Source organism: Mycobacterium heidelbergense (genome assembly GCF_050205645.1).
In the GTDB taxonomy this organism is placed as follows: domain Bacteria; phylum Actinomycetota; class Actinomycetes; order Mycobacteriales; family Mycobacteriaceae; genus Mycobacterium; species Mycobacterium heidelbergense_A.
Window position 1 is genome coordinate 322,283 of sequence record NZ_JBNMQT010000001.1, and the last position, 18,250, is coordinate 340,532.

Sequence of the window (18,250 nt, forward strand, 5' to 3'; positions counted from 1 at the left end):
CTAGCGCGAGTAGGCCGCCAGGTATGGCGGCAGCGGGGTAGCGGAATCTAGGTCGTCGTCCGGAACCGGCGTTCCGGCCGACAGGCTCAGCGGCAGCACTCCGGCCCAGTGCGGCAGCGTCAAATCCTCCGGCTCGTCGGCGGGCCCCCCGCTGCGCACCTTGGCGGACACCTCGACGAGGTCGAGCGCGAGCACCGACGTCGCGGCGAGTTCGCGCGCGTTCGGTGGCCTGCAGTCGACGGCGCGACCGGGCGCGATGTGATCGAGCAGCGATCCCAGCGCCAACCGCTTCTCCTCCGGATCGTCGACCACCCGCGCGTCGCCCACCACGACGACCGAGCGGTACATCAGCGAATGGTGCAGCGCCGAGCGGGCCAGCACCAGCCCGTCGACGAGGGTGGCGGTGACGCAGACGGGCAGACCCGACGCCTTGACCGCCATGGCGGCCAGCATGGGGCCGCTGCCGGTGGAACCGTGCAGGTAGAGGGTTTCATCGCGGCGGGCGTGCGTCGTGGGCAAAACCACCGGCCCCCCGGCGCTGAGGTAGCCGAGGTGACAGATCAGGGACTCGTCCAGGATCCGGTGCACGGTGTCGCGGTCGTAGCGGGCGCGGTCCCGGTAGCGGGTGGGCGTGGTGCGCGGGGTGGGGCGGTAGTCCAACGGATTGCCTTCGCTATTGTAATAGTACATACTATTTACTGTGCCAGTGCAATACAGCATAGCGGGGACGGGCGCGGAATCCATAGCCGCCGACGTCGAAGAGGCGATCTCGACGGGCAGGCTGGCGCCCGGCGACGCGCTGCCGCCGATCCGGGACCTTGCCGCCCGGCTCGGTGTGAACGCGAATACCGCCGCCGCGGCCTACCGCCTGCTGCGCGACCGTGGGGCCGTCGAAACCGCGGGCCGGCGCGGCACGCGGGTGCGCCACCGACCCGCGACCACCCCGCGCTCGCTGCTCGGGCTCGACGTGCCCGCCGGGGTCCGCGATCTGTCGACCGGCAACCCGGACCCCGCCCTGCTACCCATAGCGGCGGCGCCCGCTCCCGTCCTCCGCCCGGTGCTCTACGGCGAGCCGGCGATGTCGCCCGACCTGGTCGACCACGCCCGCGCGGCGTTGGGCGCCGACGGCGTTCCGGCCGAACACCTCGCGGTGACCAGTGGCGCGCTGGACGGCATCGAGCGGGCGCTGACCGCGCACCTGCGCCCGGGCGACCGGGTGGCCGTCGAGGATCCCGGCTGGGCCAACCTACTGGATCTGCTTGCGGCGCTGGGTCTTTCGGCCGAGCCGGTGCGGGTCGACGACGACGGGCCGCTGGTCGCCGACGTTGCCCGGGCGCTGGATCGCGGGGTGCGCGCGCTGGTGGTCACCAATCGCGCGCAGAACCCGACAGGCGCGGCGCTGTCGGCGGATCGCGCGGACGCCCTGCGCGGCGTGCTGGCCGATCGATCCGACACCCTGCTGGTCGAGGACGATCACTGCGCGGGCATCTCCGGCGCCCCGCTGCACGCCCTGGCCGGGTCGACCAGCCGGTGGGCTTTCGTGCGTTCGGCGTCCAAGGCGTACGGCCCTGACCTGCGGGTGGCCGTCCTGGCCGGGGACCACCGCACCGTCGAGCGGGTGCACGGCCGGCTGCGGCTCGGGCCGGGCTGGGTGAGCCACATCCTGCAGGCGCTGGCGGTCGGCCTGTGGTCGGACGAGGCCGCGACCCGGCTCATCGGCGAGGCCGAACAGCGATACGCCTCCACGCGCATCCGATCGCGCACCGCCCTGGCCGACCGTGGGGTCACCGCTTTCGGCCGGTCCGGGCTGAACGTGTGGATCCCGGTCCCGGACGAGACCGTCGCGATCACCCGGCTGCTGGGCGCGGGGTGGGCCGCGGCGCCGGGCACGCGGTTTCGCATTCGGACCGGGCCGGGCATGCGCATCACGATCGCGGACCTGGCCGCCGACGAGATCGATCCGCTCGCCGACGCCGTCGCCGCGGCGGTGCGCGGCACGGGCCGCGCCAGCGTGTAGCTCAGCCGCCGACCCGCAGAACTCAGATCATGGCGCGCAACGGCGAGGGCGCATCTATCTGCATCGTGGTCAAGGCTGTGGAGTGATAGATCGTGCCGGGGGTATGGATCGCGTGTCCCAATCCGACGTGGGCGTCACGCCAGAACCGTTGTAGCGGATTGTTTTTGCGTGCGGCATTGCCTCCGGAGCGGGCGAAGATCTCGTCGGCCGCGGCGACGGCGCGCCACGCGGAGCGGACCTGGTCGCGCCGCATCAGCGAACGGTCTTCGAAGGTGATCGGCCGACCGGCGTCCGCGAGGTCGTAGAGCCGGCTGATCCCTTCGAGCAGTTGCAACCTCGATGCCGCGATTTCCGAGGCCGCCTCGGAGATCGCGTATAACACGTACGGGTCGTCTTTGATTTTGGTGCCCGTGGCGGTCACTCGGTTGCGTTGGTAGTCCAAATGAGCGGCGAGGAGGCCTTCGGTGATCCCGATGACGGCTGCGGTGATGCCCAGTGGGAACATCGCCCAGAATGGCAGCTGGTAGAGCGTTTCGCTGCGACCGGCTTTCTGCGCCGCCTCGGTGCCGGCGGCCACTTGCTCGACGTCGATTGTGCGGTAGTGCGGAATGAATGCCCCGTCGACGACGATGTCCTTGCTGCCGGTCCCCGACAGGCCGATGACATCCCAAGAATCCTCGACGATCGTGTAGTCCTTCCGCGGCAGCACCACGTGCAGCAGCCTCCGGGGTTGGGCGGGTGTGCCGTCTGCGGCGCCGAGGATCGCCCCGAGGAAGATCCAGTCGCAGTGGTCGGTGCCCGACGAGAAATTCCAACGGCCGCTCAAGATGTAGCCGCCGTCCGCCGGTGTGGCGATGCCCTGCGCGGCGTACGGGGATGCGATCCAGGTATCGGGACATTCTCCCCACACCTCAACCTGCAGCCGACGATCCATCAGCGCCAGCTCCCATGGATGGACACCGCCAACGCCACATACCCATCCGGACGAGCCGCATACCTTGGCCACCGCCATGACCGCTTCGGCGAAGTCCCGAGGGTGGGCCGCATAGCCGTCGAAGTCGGTCGGCTGCAGCATCCGCATGACGCCGGCCTGGCGGATCAACGACGCGGTCGCGTCGGACAGCTTGCCCAGGCGTTCGGTCTCTTCCGCGTTGGATGCCAGCTGCGCCGAAATCTGCTCGATGCGATCAATGACGATGTGTGCCATCACGGCCCTCCTGCCAGGGGTCTCGACATCGAGACCTCGGGTTGCAGTGGTTCTCGCACCGTATCGTGATGTTGACCATTTGGTCAATCCATTTGGTCAATCCATTTGTGCAACTGGTTGCGGCTCGCTAACCTGCAGGCGTGGGCAACCGGGAAGACCTATTGCGGGGAGCCAAGCGCTGCCTGGTCGAACGTGGCTGGTCGAACACAACAGTGCGCGATATCGCCGCAAGCGCGGGCGTCAGCCACGCGGCCATCGGCTACCACTTCGGTAGTCGCGAACGGCTCCTCGTGGAGGCACTCATCGAGGAACTCGACGAGCTGGACCAGCGGATGGCGCCGGACGGACGGGCCGCCGCCCCAGTCGATCGGTGGGGAGCGCTCATCGACTCTTTCAGGACCGAAAAGGCGCTATGGACGTCGCAACTCGAAGCAATCGTGCAGGCTCAGCGCAACGACGAGCTGCGTGACCGACTCGCGGACGGGCAGCGGCGAGCCCGCGCCGACATGGGTGGCTCGGTCGCGTTGGCCGTCCTGCTGGGCCTGATGATCCAATCGCTCATCGATCCGGACAGCACACCGCCAGCCGAGCAGGCGATCGCCGAGATACGCGAACTGGCCAAGGGCTGCACCCGCAAACCGTGAATGGAATCGGTCATCCGCAGCGCAGTACGGCGAACGAATGCCCTTCCAGCACAGTGCTATCGGCGGCGACCGTCGCCTCGCCCCACGCCAGCACCACGTCACCGGCGACCGGTACCGTCACCGGCCCGGCGCCCAGGTTGCACGCGATGCGTAACCGGCCGCGGCGCAAGACAATCCAGGCTTGCTCCTCGTCGTAGTCCACGGCGAGGTGATCCAGCCACGGATCGGCCAAGTCGGCCTCGGTGCGGCGCAGGGCGATCAGCTCGCGATAGAGCCGCAGCAAGCGGGCATGCTCGCCGGAGCCGGCCTCGTCCCAATTGAGCTTGGAGCGCCGAAACGTCTCCGGGTCCTGCGGGTCGGGAATCTCCCCTTTCTTTGAGGCGTCCCAGCCGTGCTCGGCGAACTCGGCTTTGCGGCCCTCGGCGGTGGCCCGGGCCAACTCCGGTTCGGGGTGCGAGCTGAAAAACTGGAACGGGGTCGACGCGCCCCATTCCTCACCCATGAAAAGCATTGCGGTATAGGGAGATCCGAGTACCAGGGCGGCCTTGATGGCCAGCTGGCCGCCGGTCAGGCGCTGTGACGGGCGATCGCCGAGCGCCCGGTTGCCCACCTGATCGTGGGTGCAGGTGTAGGCGAGCAGCCTGGTCGCGGGGATGCCTGAAGGCTCAGAGGTGTCCAGCGGCCGCCCGTGCCGGCGCCGGCGGAACGACGAATAGGTGCCGGCGTGGAAATACCCGTGGCGCAGGGTCGTCGCCAGCGTGGCCAGCGAACCGAAGTCGGCATAGTAGCCCTGCCGCTCCCCGGACACCGCGGTGTGGATCGCGTGATGGATGTCGTCATCCCAGGCCGCGGTGATGCCGTATCCGTTGCGGTCGCGGGGGGTGATCAGTCGTGGGTCGTTGAGATCGCTTTCGGCGACGAGCGACAGCGGGCGGCCTAGCTGCCTTGCCAGCCAGTCGGTTTCGGCGGCGAGTTCCTCGAGGATGTGGACGGCCGTGGTGTCCACGAGCGCGTGCACCGCGTCGAGCCGCAGGCCGTCGGCGTGGAAGTCACGCATCCAGCGCAGCGCGCATCCGATGATGTAGCGGCGCACCTCGTCGGAGTCGGCGTCGGCGATGTTGATGCCTTCCCCCCACGGGTTGCTCGCCGACGAGAGGTAGGGGCCGAAGCGGGGCAGGTAGTTGCCCGACGGGCCGAAGTGGTTGAACACCGCGTCGATCAGCACCCCCAGACCACGTGCGTGGCAGGCGTCGACGAAGCGCACCAGGCCGTCGGGCCCGCCGTAGGGTTCGTGCACGCTATACCACAACACGCCGTCGTATCCCCAGCCGTGTGTTCCGGCAAAGGAATTGACGGGCATCAGCTCGACGAAGTCGACACCGAGATCGGTCAGGTAGTCCAGCCTTTCGACGGCGGAGTCGAAGGTGCCGTCGCGGGTGAAGGTGCCGACGTGCAGTTCGTAGATCACCGCGCCTTCGACCGATCGGCCGGGCCAGGCGTCGTCGGTCCAGGCCGCGGCCGAAGCGTCCCACAGCTGCGAGCGGGCGTGCACCCCGTCGGGTTGGCGTGCCGATCGGGGGTCCGGCAGGACGGTGGGGTCGTCGTCGAGCAGGAATCCGTACCTGGCGTCGGACGCGGTGCCGACCGACGTGTGCCACCAGCCGTCGCCCGAGCGCACCATCGCGTGCGCCTCTCCGTCGACGTCCAGGCGCACCAGCGCCGGTTTGGGTGCCCAGACGCGGAATTCACCCATTGTCGCGCTCCAGCAGGACCACGGGCAGGTCCGCGAACAATTCGGCGGTCGACGTCGGTCCGCTGGCCATGGCGCCGGTCAGGGTGTCGGTCCAGGAGCCGTCGGGCAGCGGCAGGACGGTGTTGCCCCAGCCGGTTTCGGCCAGCCGTACGGTCCAGCGGGTCACTGCAACCAGGACGTCGTCGCCGCGGCGGAACGCCACCACGTGATCGCCGGCTTCGCCGTCGGCCAGCACGGGAACGTATCGGCCGCGCAAAAAGCTGTCGGGTCGGGAGCGCCGCAGCCCCAGGGCCGCGGAGACGACGCGAATCTTCGGGTGCCGCAGCTCTTTCAGCGCGGCCCTGCGGGCGGCGTAGTCGACCGGGCGACGGTTGTCCGGGTCCACCAGGCTGTCGTCCCACAGCTCGGTGCCCTGGTAGACGTCGGGGATGCCGGGCACCGTCAGGGCAAGCAGCTTCTGACCCAGGGCGTCACTCGCGGCGTGCGGATTGAGTTGGGCGACAAGCTCGGTCAGCGCGGCCGCTACGGGCCCGTCGAGCACGATATTCAGCCAGCGGTGCACCGCCTCCTCGAAGGCCGCGTCCGGCTCGTTCCACGAGGTGTGCAGGCCGGCCTCCCGGATCGCCTTCTCGGCGTACCCGTGCAGCCGACCGCGCAGCTCGCCGGTGACCTCGCCGCTCACCGGCCAGACCCCGAAGATGTTCTGCCACAGGAATCGTCCGGTCGCGGGGTCCGGGGAGGGCGCCTCGATTTCCCAGCGGGCGAGGAACTCGGTCCACAGCGATGGCACCTGCGACAGCACGCCGATACGGGCCCGCACATCCTCGCCGCGCTTGGTGTCGTGAGTTGTCAGCGTGGTCATCGCCCGCGGCCACCTCCGGTCGCGGGTGGCGGCGCGGTGGTGAAACTCGGCGGCGCCCACGCCGAACCGGCACGGCTCGCCGCCCACCTCGTTCAGCGACACCAGCCGGGCGTCGCGGTAGAACAGGCAGTCCTCGCTCGCCTTGGCGGTCACCGCGCCGCACAGCTGCTGCAGGCGGGTGGCGGGTTCGCCGCCACCGGCCAGCGCGGCGGCGATCAACTGCAGGCCCTGCCCCAATTGCGGTGACGCCGCTTGGGTTTCGGCCAGCGCGGTGGGCAGGATCGCGGCCAGGCCGGGGTAGTCGCAGCGGTACACCCGGAGGTGGCTGAGCAGGGTGGCGATCGCCTCGGGCAGCAGCGGATGATCGGTGCCGGCGGCGGCGGCGATGGACCGCCGCAGCCTATCCAGTTCGCTGGCCAGGGTGTCGGTGGCCGCATGGATCTTGAGGTCGCGCAGCAGTTCCGGCATCGCGTGATAGTCCGTGCCGGCCGATTCGACCAGCGCGGTGAGCGCGGGCGCCCCGGCCGGGTCGATGAAGACCCCGCCCACCTCGCGCAGCGCGTCGTAGCCGGTGGTGCCGGCCACCGGCAGCGTCGGCTCCAGCGCCTCGTCGACCGCGAGAATCTTTTCGATCACGATCCAGGCGTCCGGGCCGGTGAGGTCGCGCAGCCACGCCAAATACCCACACGGATGGGACAATCCGTCGGGATGGTCGACGCGGACGCCGTCGACCAGACCCTCCTCGAACCAGCGGGCGACTTCGGCGTGGCTGGCGTCGAACACCGCGCGGTCTTCCTGCCGCAGGCCGGCCAGCGACGTGATCGAGAAGAAGCGGCGGTACCCGCACACCCCGTTTCGCCAGCCCACCAATCGGTAGTGCTGGCGATCGTGCACCTCCGGCCCGGTGCCCTCCCCGGTGCCGGGGGCGATCGGCAAGGCCAGCTCGCCCAGCCGCAGCAGCTCGCCGTCGACGATCAGGTCGGCGGCGTCGTCGTCGGAACCCAACAGCGGCAAGATAATTCGACCGTCGCCGACGTCCCAGTCGATGTCGAAGAATGCGGCGTACGGCGAGGACCGGCCGTGCCGCAGCACGTCCCACCACCACGGGTTCTGCTCGGGTCGGTCGACGCCGACATGGTTGGGCACAATGTCGACGACCAGGCCCATGCCGCGCGCGCGGGCCGCCGCCGACAGCCGCGCCAGGCCCTCGGGGCCGCCGAGCTCCGGCGACACGGTCGTCGGGTCGGTGACGTCGTATCCATGGCTGGACCCCCGGGCCGCCGTCAGGATGGGCGACAGGTACAAATGCGAGACGCCGAGATCGTCGAGGTAATCCAGCAGATTCTCGGCGTCGGCGAAGGTGAACCCGAAGCCGCTGGACTCACCACGCAGCTGTAACCGGTAGGTTGCCCGGACCGGAAAAGCCATACGTCAGGCGGTCTTACGCAGGATCAGCAGTGAGCGTGCGGGAACTTCGAACTTCTCTTCGGCCGCCACGACGGAATCGGCGTCGCCGGCGGGGTGGTTGGTGTCCAGCTCGACGGTCCACTCCTGCGCGTAGTCGTCATGCGGCGCGACGAACTCCACGTAGTCGTCGTGGGCGTTGAAGCACAACAGAAACGAGTCGTCGACCACGTGCTCGCCGCGGGCATCGGGCGCGGCGATGGCGTCGCCGTTGAGAAACACCGCCACACAGCGATGGTGGAAGCTCTTGTTCCAATCCTCGTGGGTCATCTCCCGCCCGCCCGGCGTCAGCCAGGCGATATCGCGAACCTCGTCGCCGGTTCGGATCAGCTCGCCCTCGAAGAACCGGCGCCGGCGGAACACCGGATGGTCCTTGCGCAGGCTGGTGGCCTTGCGCGCGAACGCCAGCAGGTCGGCGTTCTTGTCGACCAAAGACCAATCCATCCAAGACAATTCGGAGTCCTGGCAGTAGACGTTGTTGTTGCCGTTCTGGGACCGCCCGATCTCGTCACCGTGGGCGATCATCGGCGTGCCCTGGCTGACCATCAGGGTGGCCCAGAAATTGCGCATCTGGCGGGAGCGCAGCTCGACGATCTCCGGGTCGTCGGTGGGGCCCTCGACGCCGCAGTTCCACGATCGGTTGTGGCTTTCCCCGTCGCGATTGTCTTCGCCGTTGGCCTCGTTGTGCTTTTCGTTGTAGGACACCAGGTCGTTGAGTGTGAACCCGTCGTGGGCGGTGACGAAATTGATGCTCGCGCTGGGGCGCCGGCCGGTGACCTCGTAGAGGTCCGACGATCCGGTCAGCCGGGAGGCGAACTCGCCGAGGGTCGCGGGCTCGCCCCGCCAGTAGTCACGCACAGTATCCCGGTACTTCCCGTTCCACTCGGTCCACAAACCCGGGAAGTTGCCGACCTGATAGCCGCCCTCGCCGACGTCCCACGGCTCGGCGATCAGCTTGACCTGGCTGACGATCGGATCCTGTTGCACCAGATCGAAAAACGCGCTCAGCCGGTCGACGTCGTGCAACTCGCGGGCCAGCGTGGAAGCCAGGTCGAACCGGAACCCGTCGACGTGCATCTCGGTCACCCAATAGCGCAGCGAATCCATGATCAGCTGCAGCACATGCGGATGACGCGCGTTGAGGCTGTTGCCGGTGCCGGTGAAGTCCTTGTACAACCGCAGATCCTCGTCGACGAGCCGGTAGTAGGCCGCGTTGTCGATGCCGCGGAAATTGATGGTCGGGCCAAGATGGTTGCCTTCGGCGGTGTGGTTGTAGACCACGTCGAGAATGACCTCGATGCCGGCTTCGTGCAGGCTGCGCACCATCGTTTTGAACTCGGCGACGCTGGCGTCGCGATTGGACGCGTACTGGTTGTGCGGGGCGAAGAACCCGAACGTGTTGTAGCCCCAGTAGTTTCGCAGCCCCAGGTCCAGCAGCCGCGCGTCGTGCATGAACTGGTGAACCGGCATCAGTTCCAGCGCCGTGACATTCAGCGACTTGAGGTGGTCGATGACCGCCGGGTGAGCCAGCCCGGCGTACGTGCCCCGAAGCCCCTCGGGGACACCGGGATGGGTCTGCGTCATGCCCTTGACATGGGCCTCGTAGATGACCGTTTCGTGATACGGGGTGAGCGGCGCCCGGTCGGATCCCCAGTCGAAGAAAGGGTTGCTCACCACGCTGGTCATGGTGTGGCCGAGCGAGTCGAGCATGGGGGGAGTGCCGGTGTCGACCCCGTTGGCGTCCGGGTCGACGGCGCTCATGTCATAGGAGTACAGCGCCTGGCCGAACGTGAAATCGCCGTGGAAAGCCTTCCCGTACGGGTCGAGCAGCAGCTTGCTCGGGTCGCACCGGTGGCCGGCGGCCGGATCGAACGGCCCGTAGACGCGAAAGCCGTAGCGCTGGCCCGGGGTGATGTTCGGCAGATACGCGTGCCAGACGTATCCGTCGACCTCATCGAGGGGGATGCGCGACTCGCCGCCGTTGCCGTCGATCAGACACAGCTCGACCTTGTCGGCGATTTCGGAAAACAGCGAAAAGTTAGTTCCTGCGCCGTCATAGGCGGCCCCGAGCGGATAGGCATTGCCCGGCCACACGGTGGGCAGGGTGGGTGCGGACTCGTCCGTGTCGGGTTCCGCGACGCCCGAAGTCGCGGGTGGATTGTTCGACGGCATCCCTCGACCTTATCCGCGCCGGCTGGGTGCGGCTGCCTCACCACCAACCGGTGTTCGCCGCGATCTGCCGGCCCAGCTCGTGGGCCATCGTCCGCATGTAGGTGGGGGTCAGGTGATGAGCGCCGTGGTAGATCAGCACGTTCCCTTCCACCGGGCGGCAGACGTCGGCGCGGCAGATGGCGTCCGACATGTCGAGCACCTTGAGCAATGGGAACTGCGTCACAAAATCGAGGGTCTGGTTGTGCTCGGCCAGCGCATCGGAACGCTTGACCGCGCACGACTGCGCGTTGCCGCCCTTGGCCAGGCAGTCCGCCGGATCGAACGGTTGGCCGTTCTTGACCAGCCAGGGGGTGTCTCGGATGCCGAGGATCGGAATGTTGTTGTCCGACAATGTTTGCCAGATCCCGATGTAGGTGGCGGGCATCACGTCGCCGGTCTTGATGTTCCACGGCCGCGTCGTTGTGGTGAACACGTAATCGGGACGATCCGTGATCAGCTTGCTCATCGTGCGTTGGACCCACTCGCGGCACTGTGGGTAGGGCGCGTTGTTGCCCATGATCAAGGGGACTTCCTCGGTGGACAACGGGCAGCCCATCTTGAGATAGGTCACGACCCTGAAATGGTGCGCGTGGCCGAGCACGTCCAGCGCGGGCAGCCAATGTTCGGCGTGCGACCCGCCGGCCAGCGCGATGGTTCGGGTGGCCGCCACGTCGCCGTAGGTGCAGTTGACCACCGCAGGGTTGACGAAGTCACTGATGCACCCGTCCCTGGTGGAGACCGGGAGGTCTTGCTTGACCTCGAGGACCGTGGGCCGCATCGGCAGCGCCGGGACCCGCACGTGTTCGGTGAGGGCGCGCGCGCCGGGATAGTCCTGCGGGTTGAGGACGCTGAGTTCCTTGCCCGCGGCGCGCAGGACCGTGACGTGCTGACGCCACGTGAACGACGTCGCCGTGAGCGTGACGGCCAGCAGCACCACCGCGGACCCCAGCGCGATGGTTGGCCGGCCCAGCCGCGCCGGCCAGGGGAGCGCCGGGGCGGCGCTGGCTTGCCTGCCGTTCGTCCGATACCGCAGCGGGTCCTCGACGAGCCGGGTGGTCAGGTGCGCCAGCACCCCGGACACCAGCAATATGGCCGCGCCTTCGACGAAGCCGGCGTGCTTGTGGCCGGTATAGGACAGCCAGAAGATGAGCAGCGGCCAGTGCCACAGATACAGCGAGTACGCCATCGTGCCCAGGGCAACCAGCGGCCCCGCCGCGAGCAGCCGATTCGGCAGCGGCAGCCGGCTGTCGGGTCGGCCGTGCAGATTGGCCCCGGCGAGGATCATCAGCATGGTGGCTCCGACGGGCACCAGCGCCCACGGGCCCGGGAATTCCCGGACGCCGTCGATCAGGGCCCCACACGACACGACGGCCGCCAGCGCGACGGTGGCGACGGCGGTGCGCAGCCACATCGCCCAGCGGACGTAGGGGACCACCGCCCCGAGGAGTGCGCCCAGCAGCAGTTCCCACGCCCGCGCGAAGCTGTCGTAGTAGGCGATCGATTGGTTGTCGAGATGCGCGACGATCGCGTACCCGAACGAGGCCACCGTCAGCACGGTCAGCAGCACGATGAACAGGGTCCGCAAGTGCGCGCCCAGCTTGCGCCTGAACACGTAGGCGCACCCGGCCACCAGCAGCAGGAAGGCGATGTAGAACTGGCCCTGCACCGACATCGACCAGATGTGCTGCAACGGGCTGACGGCTTCACCGGCTCGCAGGTAGTCCGCGGCGGTGTTGGCCAACTCCCAGTTCTGGTAGTAGCCGAGGCTGGCCAGGCTCTGGTCGGCGAAGGTCTCCCAGCGGGTTTGCGGTTGCACCAGGATGGTCAGCAGCGCGCATCCGGCCAGGACGACGACGAGCGCGGGCACCAGCCGGCGGACCAGCCGGGTCACTTCCGCAATCGGCGACAGCGAAACTGTCGGGTCGAGTGCGGCGCGCAGAATCTTGCCGCCGAAGAAGAAACCGGACAGGGCCAGGAACACGTCCACGCCGCCGGAAACCCGCCCGAACCAGATGTGAAACATCGCGACGAGCGCGATCGCGATGCCGCGCAGGCCGTCGAGGTCGTAGCGATAAAAGCCCGACCCTGCCGCCGCCCCTGCCGCCCCTGCAGCGACCGGGTTCGCGGTGGCGATCGGCGGCGGAGGCGCTGGAAGGGTCGGCATGGTCGACCGCTAATTTACCGAAAACCGCCACCCGCTCCTCAGGGTGAGGAAGCGAGTGGCGGCTGGTGGGGCGGCTGAGGGGTTATCGCACGGTGCCGACCTGGGGTTGCCACGGTGCCTGCTGCACCGGCGCCTGCTGCGTCGGCGCGGGAACCTGCTGCAGCGGTGCCTGCTGCAGCGGGGCCTGCTGCAGCGGCGACTGCTGAACCGGGGCCTGCTGCGTCGGCGACTGCTGTAGCGGGGCCTGCTGCGCGGGCAACTGCTGCATCGGAAGCTGCTGGCCGGGGGTTTGCTGGGCCGGAAGTTGCTGGGGCGTCTGCTGGACCGGCGCTTGCTGCAACGGCGCCTGCGGTCCCGCCTGGGCCCCGAGGACCCGCACCAGGTATGGGGTCATGCCATTGCTGCGCACCGGCGAAACCTGGACGACGTCTCCCACCTCGAGCATCTGGTTGTTCCCCAGGTACATCGCGACGCTCTGCGTGCCCTCCGGGCCGTAGAAGATCATGTCGCCCTTGCGCGCCTGCGACGGCAGGACCTTCTGGCCGACCCGGTAAATCGCGCCGGAGGAACGCGGCAGCTTGATCCCGGCACCCGCGAAGGCGTACTGCATCAGGCCCGAGGCGTCGAATCCGACGGTGTTGATGCCCGTGCCGGTGCCGCGACTGGGTCCGTTGACACCGCCGCCTGCCCACGAGTAGGGCACGCCGCGCTGGGACAGACCGCGCTGCACGACGATGTCGGTGACCTGCTGGTAGTCCATCTGCCGGGCGCCGGGGTCAGCGGCGGCCAGGCCGGAGGTGGCCAGGCCGGCGGTGGCCATCGGGGCCACCAGCATGGCCAGGCCGATGGCGAAGGTGTAGATGCGTTTCATCGGAGTGCAACCTCTCTGGGCTCGCTCGGGTCGATGGCGACGACCACCACGCCGGGGTCGAACGCCGCCTGATGACTCGGAACGTGAATCAGTCGGTCGCCCGTCGAATCACACCAGTCACTACAGACACTTTTACAACAGAAGTTGCAGGCGGAAAATAGCTGGTGAGCCCCACGGGGGATTTTTTGTCGGACCGTGACCGGACGGTGACTGGCGCGTCGAATCCCGCGAGCGCCGTTGTGATTTCGGTCTCATATCGGTGCGCGGCCGCAAGGTTCGCCGAACACCACCGCGCCGTCGCGCTCAGTGCCAATATCGCTGGCTGAAAACCGTGATCATCGAGGCGGCGACCGAGCTGAGCACCAGAATGGCCAGCGCCAAAACCGGCCAGAAGGACATGTACCAGCCCTTCAAGAGGGAAACGAACGGGCCGATCCCCGCCGCGGCCACCGCCGCGCCGACGCCGCCCCACACCAGCGGATAGATGTACATGTCGATTCCATAAGGCACCGGCCCGCACGTTTCGTCCGAGCACACCTCCGGCAGGAAACCGTAGAGCCTCGACGGCCAGCTCGTCGCCGTGGCCAGGACGATGAGCAACGCCAGGAGCACGACGGTGCAAATCACGTCCCAGGCGGCCACTCGCAGCCGGATGACCTTCGGTGGCTCGGGCCCGGATTCTTCGGCGTCGTAGGGCACCGCGGGAGGCTCGGCGGGGTCGGGGCGCGGGTTGTCGGGCGGACGCGGCGAAGCCATGCCGATAGATGCTTCCCGATGGCCGGAGTTTGTGCGACCCGACTGCTTTACGCTCGGTCTCTATGCCTGCGGCGAGGGCCGGGTTGACGCCCGAGCAAATCAGTGCGATCGACGCCGCGCACCTGTGGCACCCCTACAGCACGATCGGCGCCGAGGCGGTCGCGCCCGTGGTGGCCGTCGGCGCCCGCGGCGCCCGGGTGACGCTGGTCAGGGACGGCACCCCGATCGACGTGCTGGATGCGATGAGCTCCTGGTGGACGGCGATTCACGGGCACGGCCATCCGACGCTGGACGCGGCGCTGGCCGCACAGCTGGGGACCATGAACCACGTCATGTTCGGCGGCCTGACCCACGAGCCCGCGGCGCGGCTGGCGCAGCTGCTGGTACAGATCACCCCGGCGGGACTCGAGACGGTTTTCTTCAGCGACTCGGGGTCGGTGTCGGTGGAGGTCGCGGTCAAGATGGCGCTGCAGTACTGGCGCAGCCGCGGCCGGCCCGGCAAGCACCGGCTGATGACCTGGCGAGGCGGCTACCACGGCGACACCTTCACGCCGATGAGCATCTGCGACCCCGATGGCGGCATGCACTCGCTGTGGACCGACATCCTGGCCCGCCAGGTGTTCGCCCCGCAGGTGCCACGCGACCACGACCCCGCCTACAGCGCGGCGTTCGAGGACCAGCTGGCCCGGCACGCCGCCGAACTGGCGGCCGTCGTCGTCGAACCCGTCGTGCAGGGTGCCGGCGGCATGCGCTTCCACGACCCGCGCTACCTGCGCGACCTGCGCGACATCTGCGATCGCCACGACGTCCTGCTCATTTTCGACGAGATCGCGACCGGCTTCGGGCGCACCGGTGAGCTCTTCGCCGCCGACCATGCCGGGGTGAGCCCGGACATCATGTGCGTCGGCAAGGCGCTCACCGGCGGCTACGTCAGCCTCGCCGCCACCCTGTGCACCACGGACATCGCCCACACCATCAGCTCCGGCGAGGCGGGCGCGCTCATGCACGGGCCCACCTTCATGGCCAACCCGCTGGCCTGCGCGGTGTCGGTGGCCAGCGTCGAGCTGCTGCTCGGCCAGGACTGGCGCACGCGGGTCGCCGAAATCGCCGGCGGGCTGGCCGCCGGCCTCGAACCCGCCCGCGCGCTGCCCGGAGTGACGGACGTCCGGGTGTGCGGCGCCATCGGGGTCATCGAGTGCGAGCACAGCGTCGACCTGGCCGTCGCCACCCCCGCGGCGCTCGACCACGGCGTCTGGCTACGCCCGTTCCGAAACCTCGTGTACGCGATGCCGCCCTACATCTGCTCCGCCGACGAGATCGCGCGGATCAGCTCGGCGATGGTCGAGGTCGCGCTTTTGAGTTGAAACCGCGTCAGGCCTGGCGCAATTGGATGTTGTCGGTGACCTGAAACCCCGCGGGATCGCCGCATTCCGGCGCGTCGGCGGTTGTCTGCACGGTGCCGGCCAGGGTGGTCGGGTTCCACGTGTAGTGCGCTGAGAGAGCATTGGGGACCTGGCTTCCGTCGGGGCACATTGCGGTCTCGCCCGCGACGTCAAGTGTCCATTGGCCGCCGACCAGCTTCGCCTGCCCAAAGGCCTTGGCGCCTTTGCGAGCCACCGAGGCGCACCCATCACCGCAGGAAGAGAAGTACCAGTTGTCGGTCGTGCTGCGGTCGTTCGCGGCGGTTTCGGTTTCGATGTAGTGGCCGCTCAGTTCGGGAGCGGCGAAAGCCGGAGCCGCCGCCCCGACAGCAACAGCGGCGACGGCCGCGGCTACAGCCAAACTGCGTGTGACAGTCATATCTCTGACCCCTCCTAATCTCTGACCCCTCAAGAAACTTCCCGGCACCCTAAGCCCCCGAGCCCCCAAAAAAGTTAACAAAACATGACCAAAGGGATCACCACGGCGACGGCCGTGGTCGCTCGCCTCGTCGGCTCTCGTAGGCTCTAGGTCTATGAACGCCGCCCAGCAGGCACCGATCGAGGTCTCCCCGCTGGCCTGGCTGGAGACGGTGGAGACCCAGCGCCGCGAGGCCGGCCTGCGCCGCTCGCTGCGACCGCGTCCGGCCGTCGCGACCGAGCTGGACCTCGCGTCGAACGACTACCTGGGGCTCTCCCAGCACCCGGACGTCATCGAGGGCGGAGTGCAGGCGCTGCGCATGTGGGGCGCCGGCGCCACCGGTTCGCGCCTGGTGACCGGAGACACCGAACTTCACCAGCAATTCGAGTCCGAGCTCGCCGAGTATGTCGGCGCCGCAACGGGATTGCTGTTCTCCTCGGGCTACACCGCCAACCTGGGGGCCGTCGTCGGCCTGTCCGGCCCCGGTTCGCTGCTGGTTTCCGATGCGTATTCGCATGCGTCCCTTGTCGATGCGTGCCGGCTGTCGCGTGCCCGGGTGGTGGTGACCCCGCACCGCGACCTCGGCGCGGTGGAAGCGGCGCTGGCTTCGCGCGGCGAGGAACGCGCCGTCGTCATCACCGACTCGGTGTTCAGCGCCGATGGCGCGCTGGCACCCCTGCGGGAGCTGCACGACGTGTGCCGGCGACACCGCGCGCTGCTCATCGTCGACGAAGCGCATGGCCTGGGCGTGCGCGGCAGCGGGCGCGGGCTGCTGCACGAGCTCGGCCTGGCGGGCGCGCCCGACGTCGTGATGACCACGACGCTGTCCAAGGCGCTCGGCAGCCAGGGCGGGGCGGTCCTGGGGCCCCCGCAGGTGCGGGCCCACCTGATCGACGCCGCCCGCCCGTTCATCTTCGACACCGGCCTGGCCCCCGCGGCCGTGGGTGCCGCGCGGGCCGCGCTGCACATCCTTCGGTCCGAGCCGTGGCGGCCGCAGGCGGTGTTGGGGCACGCCCGCACGTTGGCCGGGATCTGTGCGGTACCCGACGTGCCGCAGTCGGCGGTGGTGTCGGTGATCCTGGGCGATCCGGAGGTGGCGCTGGCCGCCGCGACGGCCTGCCTGGACGCCGGCGTGAAGGTGGGCTGCTTCCGGCCGCCGACGGTGCCCGCCGGGACGTCGCGGCTGCGACTGACCGCCCGCGCGTCGCTTGATGACGCCGAACTCGAGATCGCGCGCCGGGTGCTGACGGATGTGCTTGCCGTGGCGCGCCGTTGACCGTTCTGGTCGTCACCGGCACCGGCACGGGCGTCGGTAAGACCGTCGTCACCGCGGCCCTGGCGTCTCATGCGCGTCAGGCCGGCATCGACGTGGCCGTGTGTAAGCCCCTCCAGACCGGCACCGAGTGCGGCGACGACGACCTCGCCGACGTGGCCCGGCTGTCCGGGGTCACCGAACTCGCCGGGCTGGCGCGATACCCGCGGCCGCTGGCGCCGGCCGCGGCGGCCGAGCAGGCGGGGATGGCCCTACCCACCCGCGAGCAGGTGCTGCGGCTCATCGGCGATCTGGACCGCCCGGGGCGGCTGACCCTGGTCGAGGGTGCCGGCGGGCTGCTGGTCGAACTCGCCGACGGCGGCGTCACGCTGCGCGACCTCGCCGTCGACCTGGGCGCCGCGGCGCTGGTCACGGTCACCGCGGAGCTGGGCACCCTCAACCACACCGCACTGACCGCGGAAGCGCTTGCCGCACACGGTGTTTCGTGCTCCGGTTTGGTGATCGGCAGCTGGCCGGCGCGCCCCGGGCCGGTGGAAACCTCGAACCGGTCCGCGCTGACCCGGATCGCTGCGGTGCGGGCCGCGCTGCCCGCGGGGGCCGGCTCGATGCAACCCGCGGAATTCGCGGCACTGAGCAAGGCGGCGTTCGACCGCGACTGGGTAGCCACGCTGGTCGGTTGATGGTCCATTCGATCGAGCTGGTCTTCGACCACGACACCGAGGCGGCGATCCGCCGCATCTGGGCCGACCTCGCTGGCGCCGGGATCCCCAGCCAGGCGCCGGCCAGTCGCCCGCACGTGACGCTGGCGGTCGCCGAGCGCGTCGCCGTCGACGTCGACGAGCTGCTGCGGCCGCTGAGCGAGCGGCTCCCGCTGGTCGCCGTGATCGGCGCGCCGGTGCTGTTCGGCCGGGCCAACGTCGTCTTCGCGCGCCTGGTATTGCCGACGACCGAGCTGCTGGCGCTGCATGCCGAGGTGCACCGGCTCTGCGGTCCGCATCTGGCGCCCGCGCCGATGCCCAACAGCCTGCCCGGTCAGTGGACCGCGCATGTGACGCTGGCCCGCCGGGTGGGCGGGGGCCAGCTCGGGCGGGCGCTGCGCATCGCGGGCCGGCCGTCGCAGATCGACGGGCGCTTCGCGGGACTGCGCCGCTGGGACGGCGCCAAGCGCGCCGAGCACCCGATCGGCTGA

15 protein-coding genes are annotated in these 18,250 nt (G+C 69.2%); 6 read left to right on the plus strand and 9 right to left on the minus strand.

Annotated features, from left to right (window positions below; all coding sequences use genetic code 11):
• Nucleotides 1-690, minus strand: a complete 690-nt coding sequence (locus ACQI5H_RS01075) for a pyridoxamine 5'-phosphate oxidase family protein (protein ID WP_427077577.1) — start codon at nucleotides 688-690, stop codon at nucleotides 1-3.
• Between the two features lie 10 nt (nucleotides 691-700).
• Here ACQI5H_RS01075 and ACQI5H_RS01080 point away from each other — a divergent pair, with 10 nt between their 5' ends.
• Nucleotides 701-2,017, plus strand: a complete 1,317-nt coding sequence (locus ACQI5H_RS01080; protein ID WP_427077578.1) for an aminotransferase class I/II-fold pyridoxal phosphate-dependent enzyme — start codon at nucleotides 701-703, stop codon at nucleotides 2,015-2,017.
• Nucleotides 2,018-2,039: 22 nt separating this feature from the next.
• On the opposite strand, the gene ACQI5H_RS01085 is transcribed toward ACQI5H_RS01080, so the two are convergent.
• Nucleotides 2,040-3,224, minus strand: a complete 1,185-nt coding sequence (locus ACQI5H_RS01085; protein WP_427077579.1) for an acyl-CoA dehydrogenase family protein — start codon at nucleotides 3,222-3,224, stop codon at nucleotides 2,040-2,042.
• 140 nt (nucleotides 3,225-3,364) lie between these two features.
• On the opposite strand from ACQI5H_RS01085, the gene ACQI5H_RS01090 reads away from it, so the two are divergent.
• Nucleotides 3,365-3,868: a TetR/AcrR family transcriptional regulator gene (locus tag ACQI5H_RS01090; protein ID WP_427077580.1), complete on the plus strand. Its 504-nt coding sequence runs from the start codon at nucleotides 3,365-3,367 to the stop codon at nucleotides 3,866-3,868.
• A 10-nt stretch (nucleotides 3,869-3,878) separates the two neighbouring features.
• Here ACQI5H_RS01090 and treZ read toward each other — a convergent pair whose 3' ends face one another.
• From treZ to ACQI5H_RS01120, 6 genes are all read right to left on the minus strand, one after another.
• Nucleotides 3,879-5,621, minus strand: coding sequence for a malto-oligosyltrehalose trehalohydrolase (treZ, locus tag ACQI5H_RS01095; RefSeq protein WP_427077581.1), 1,743 nt, complete (start codon nucleotides 5,619-5,621; stop codon nucleotides 3,879-3,881).
• Nucleotides 5,614-7,911: a malto-oligosyltrehalose synthase gene (gene treY / locus ACQI5H_RS01100; protein ID WP_427077582.1), complete on the minus strand. Its 2,298-nt coding sequence runs from the start codon at nucleotides 7,909-7,911 to the stop codon at nucleotides 5,614-5,616. The genes treZ and treY overlap by 8 nt, the downstream gene beginning before the upstream one ends.
• 3 nt (nucleotides 7,912-7,914) lie before the next feature.
• Nucleotides 7,915-10,119 carry a glycogen debranching protein GlgX gene (glgX, locus tag ACQI5H_RS01105; RefSeq protein WP_427077583.1) on the minus strand — a complete coding sequence of 735 codons (2,205 nt, stop codon included), beginning with the start codon at nucleotides 10,117-10,119 and terminating at the stop codon, nucleotides 7,915-7,917.
• A gap of 37 nt (nucleotides 10,120-10,156) precedes the next feature.
• Complete coding sequence (locus tag ACQI5H_RS01110; RefSeq protein ID WP_427077584.1) at nucleotides 10,157-12,322, minus strand: acyltransferase family protein; 2,166 nt, start codon at nucleotides 12,320-12,322, stop codon at nucleotides 10,157-10,159.
• Between the two features lie 82 nt (nucleotides 12,323-12,404).
• The gene (ripD, locus tag ACQI5H_RS01115) at nucleotides 12,405-13,193 is read right to left on the minus strand and encodes an NlpC/P60 family peptidoglycan-binding protein RipD (RefSeq protein ID WP_427077585.1); all 789 of its coding nucleotides are present in this window, start codon (nucleotides 13,191-13,193) and stop codon (nucleotides 12,405-12,407) included.
• A 303-nt stretch (nucleotides 13,194-13,496) separates the two neighbouring features.
• The gene (locus ACQI5H_RS01120) at nucleotides 13,497-13,949 is read right to left on the minus strand and encodes a hypothetical protein (RefSeq protein WP_427077586.1); all 453 of its coding nucleotides are present in this window, start codon (nucleotides 13,947-13,949) and stop codon (nucleotides 13,497-13,499) included.
• 62 nt (nucleotides 13,950-14,011) lie between these two features.
• Between ACQI5H_RS01120 and ACQI5H_RS01125 the strand changes: the two genes are divergently transcribed.
• Nucleotides 14,012-15,313, plus strand: a complete 1,302-nt coding sequence (locus ACQI5H_RS01125; RefSeq protein ID WP_427077587.1) for an adenosylmethionine--8-amino-7-oxononanoate transaminase — start codon at nucleotides 14,012-14,014, stop codon at nucleotides 15,311-15,313.
• 7 nt (nucleotides 15,314-15,320) lie between these two features.
• On the opposite strand, the gene ACQI5H_RS01130 is transcribed toward ACQI5H_RS01125, so the two are convergent.
• Nucleotides 15,321-15,749, minus strand: coding sequence for a hypothetical protein (locus ACQI5H_RS01130; protein WP_427077588.1), 429 nt, complete (start codon nucleotides 15,747-15,749; stop codon nucleotides 15,321-15,323).
• Nucleotides 15,750-15,903: 154 nt separating this feature from the next.
• On the opposite strand from ACQI5H_RS01130, the gene ACQI5H_RS01135 reads away from it, so the two are divergent.
• From ACQI5H_RS01135 to ACQI5H_RS01145, 3 genes are read left to right on the plus strand one after another with little or no spacing between them, the layout of a single operon-like run.
• The gene (locus ACQI5H_RS01135; protein WP_427077589.1) at nucleotides 15,904-17,064 is read left to right on the plus strand and encodes an 8-amino-7-oxononanoate synthase; all 1,161 of its coding nucleotides are present in this window, start codon (nucleotides 15,904-15,906) and stop codon (nucleotides 17,062-17,064) included.
• Entirely contained in the window at nucleotides 17,061-17,741 is a 681-nt protein-coding gene (gene bioD / locus ACQI5H_RS01140) for a dethiobiotin synthase (RefSeq protein ID WP_427077590.1), read from the plus strand. Before ACQI5H_RS01135 ends, bioD begins: the two co-directional genes overlap by 4 nt.
• Nucleotides 17,741-18,250, plus strand: coding sequence for a 2'-5' RNA ligase family protein (locus ACQI5H_RS01145; RefSeq protein ID WP_427077591.1), 510 nt, complete (start codon nucleotides 17,741-17,743; stop codon nucleotides 18,248-18,250). The genes bioD and ACQI5H_RS01145 overlap by 1 nt, the downstream gene beginning before the upstream one ends.

Bases quoted from the DNA above. Each gene is read 5' to 3' on its own strand.
- ACQI5H_RS01075 (WP_427077577.1), bottom strand. From the start codon at position 690: ATGTACTATTACAATAGCGAAGGCAATCCGTTGGACTACCGCCCCACC.
- ACQI5H_RS01085 (WP_427077579.1), bottom strand. From the start codon at position 3,224: ATGGCACACATCGTCATTGATCGCATCGAGCAGATTTCGGCGCAGCTG.
- treZ (WP_427077581.1), bottom strand. From the start codon at position 5,621: ATGGGTGAATTCCGCGTCTGGGCACCCAAACCGGCGCTGGTGCGCCTG.
- treY (WP_427077582.1), bottom strand. From the start codon at position 7,911: ATGGCTTTTCCGGTCCGGGCAACCTACCGGTTACAGCTGCGTGGTGAG.
- glgX (WP_427077583.1), bottom strand. From the start codon at position 10,119: ATGCCGTCGAACAATCCACCCGCGACTTCGGGCGTCGCGGAACCCGAC.
- ACQI5H_RS01110 (WP_427077584.1), bottom strand. From the start codon at position 12,322: ATGCCGACCCTTCCAGCGCCTCCGCCGCCGATCGCCACCGCGAACCCG.
- ripD (WP_427077585.1), bottom strand. From the start codon at position 13,193: ATGAAACGCATCTACACCTTCGCCATCGGCCTGGCCATGCTGGTGGCC.
- ACQI5H_RS01120 (WP_427077586.1), bottom strand. From the start codon at position 13,949: ATGGCTTCGCCGCGTCCGCCCGACAACCCGCGCCCCGACCCCGCCGAG.
- ACQI5H_RS01125 (WP_427077587.1), top strand. From the start codon at position 14,012: ATGCCTGCGGCGAGGGCCGGGTTGACGCCCGAGCAAATCAGTGCGATC.
- ACQI5H_RS01130 (WP_427077588.1), bottom strand. From the start codon at position 15,749: ATGACTGTCACACGCAGTTTGGCTGTAGCCGCGGCCGTCGCCGCTGTT.
- ACQI5H_RS01135 (WP_427077589.1), top strand. From the start codon at position 15,904: ATGAACGCCGCCCAGCAGGCACCGATCGAGGTCTCCCCGCTGGCCTGG.
- ACQI5H_RS01145 (WP_427077591.1), top strand. From the start codon at position 17,741: ATGGTCCATTCGATCGAGCTGGTCTTCGACCACGACACCGAGGCGGCG.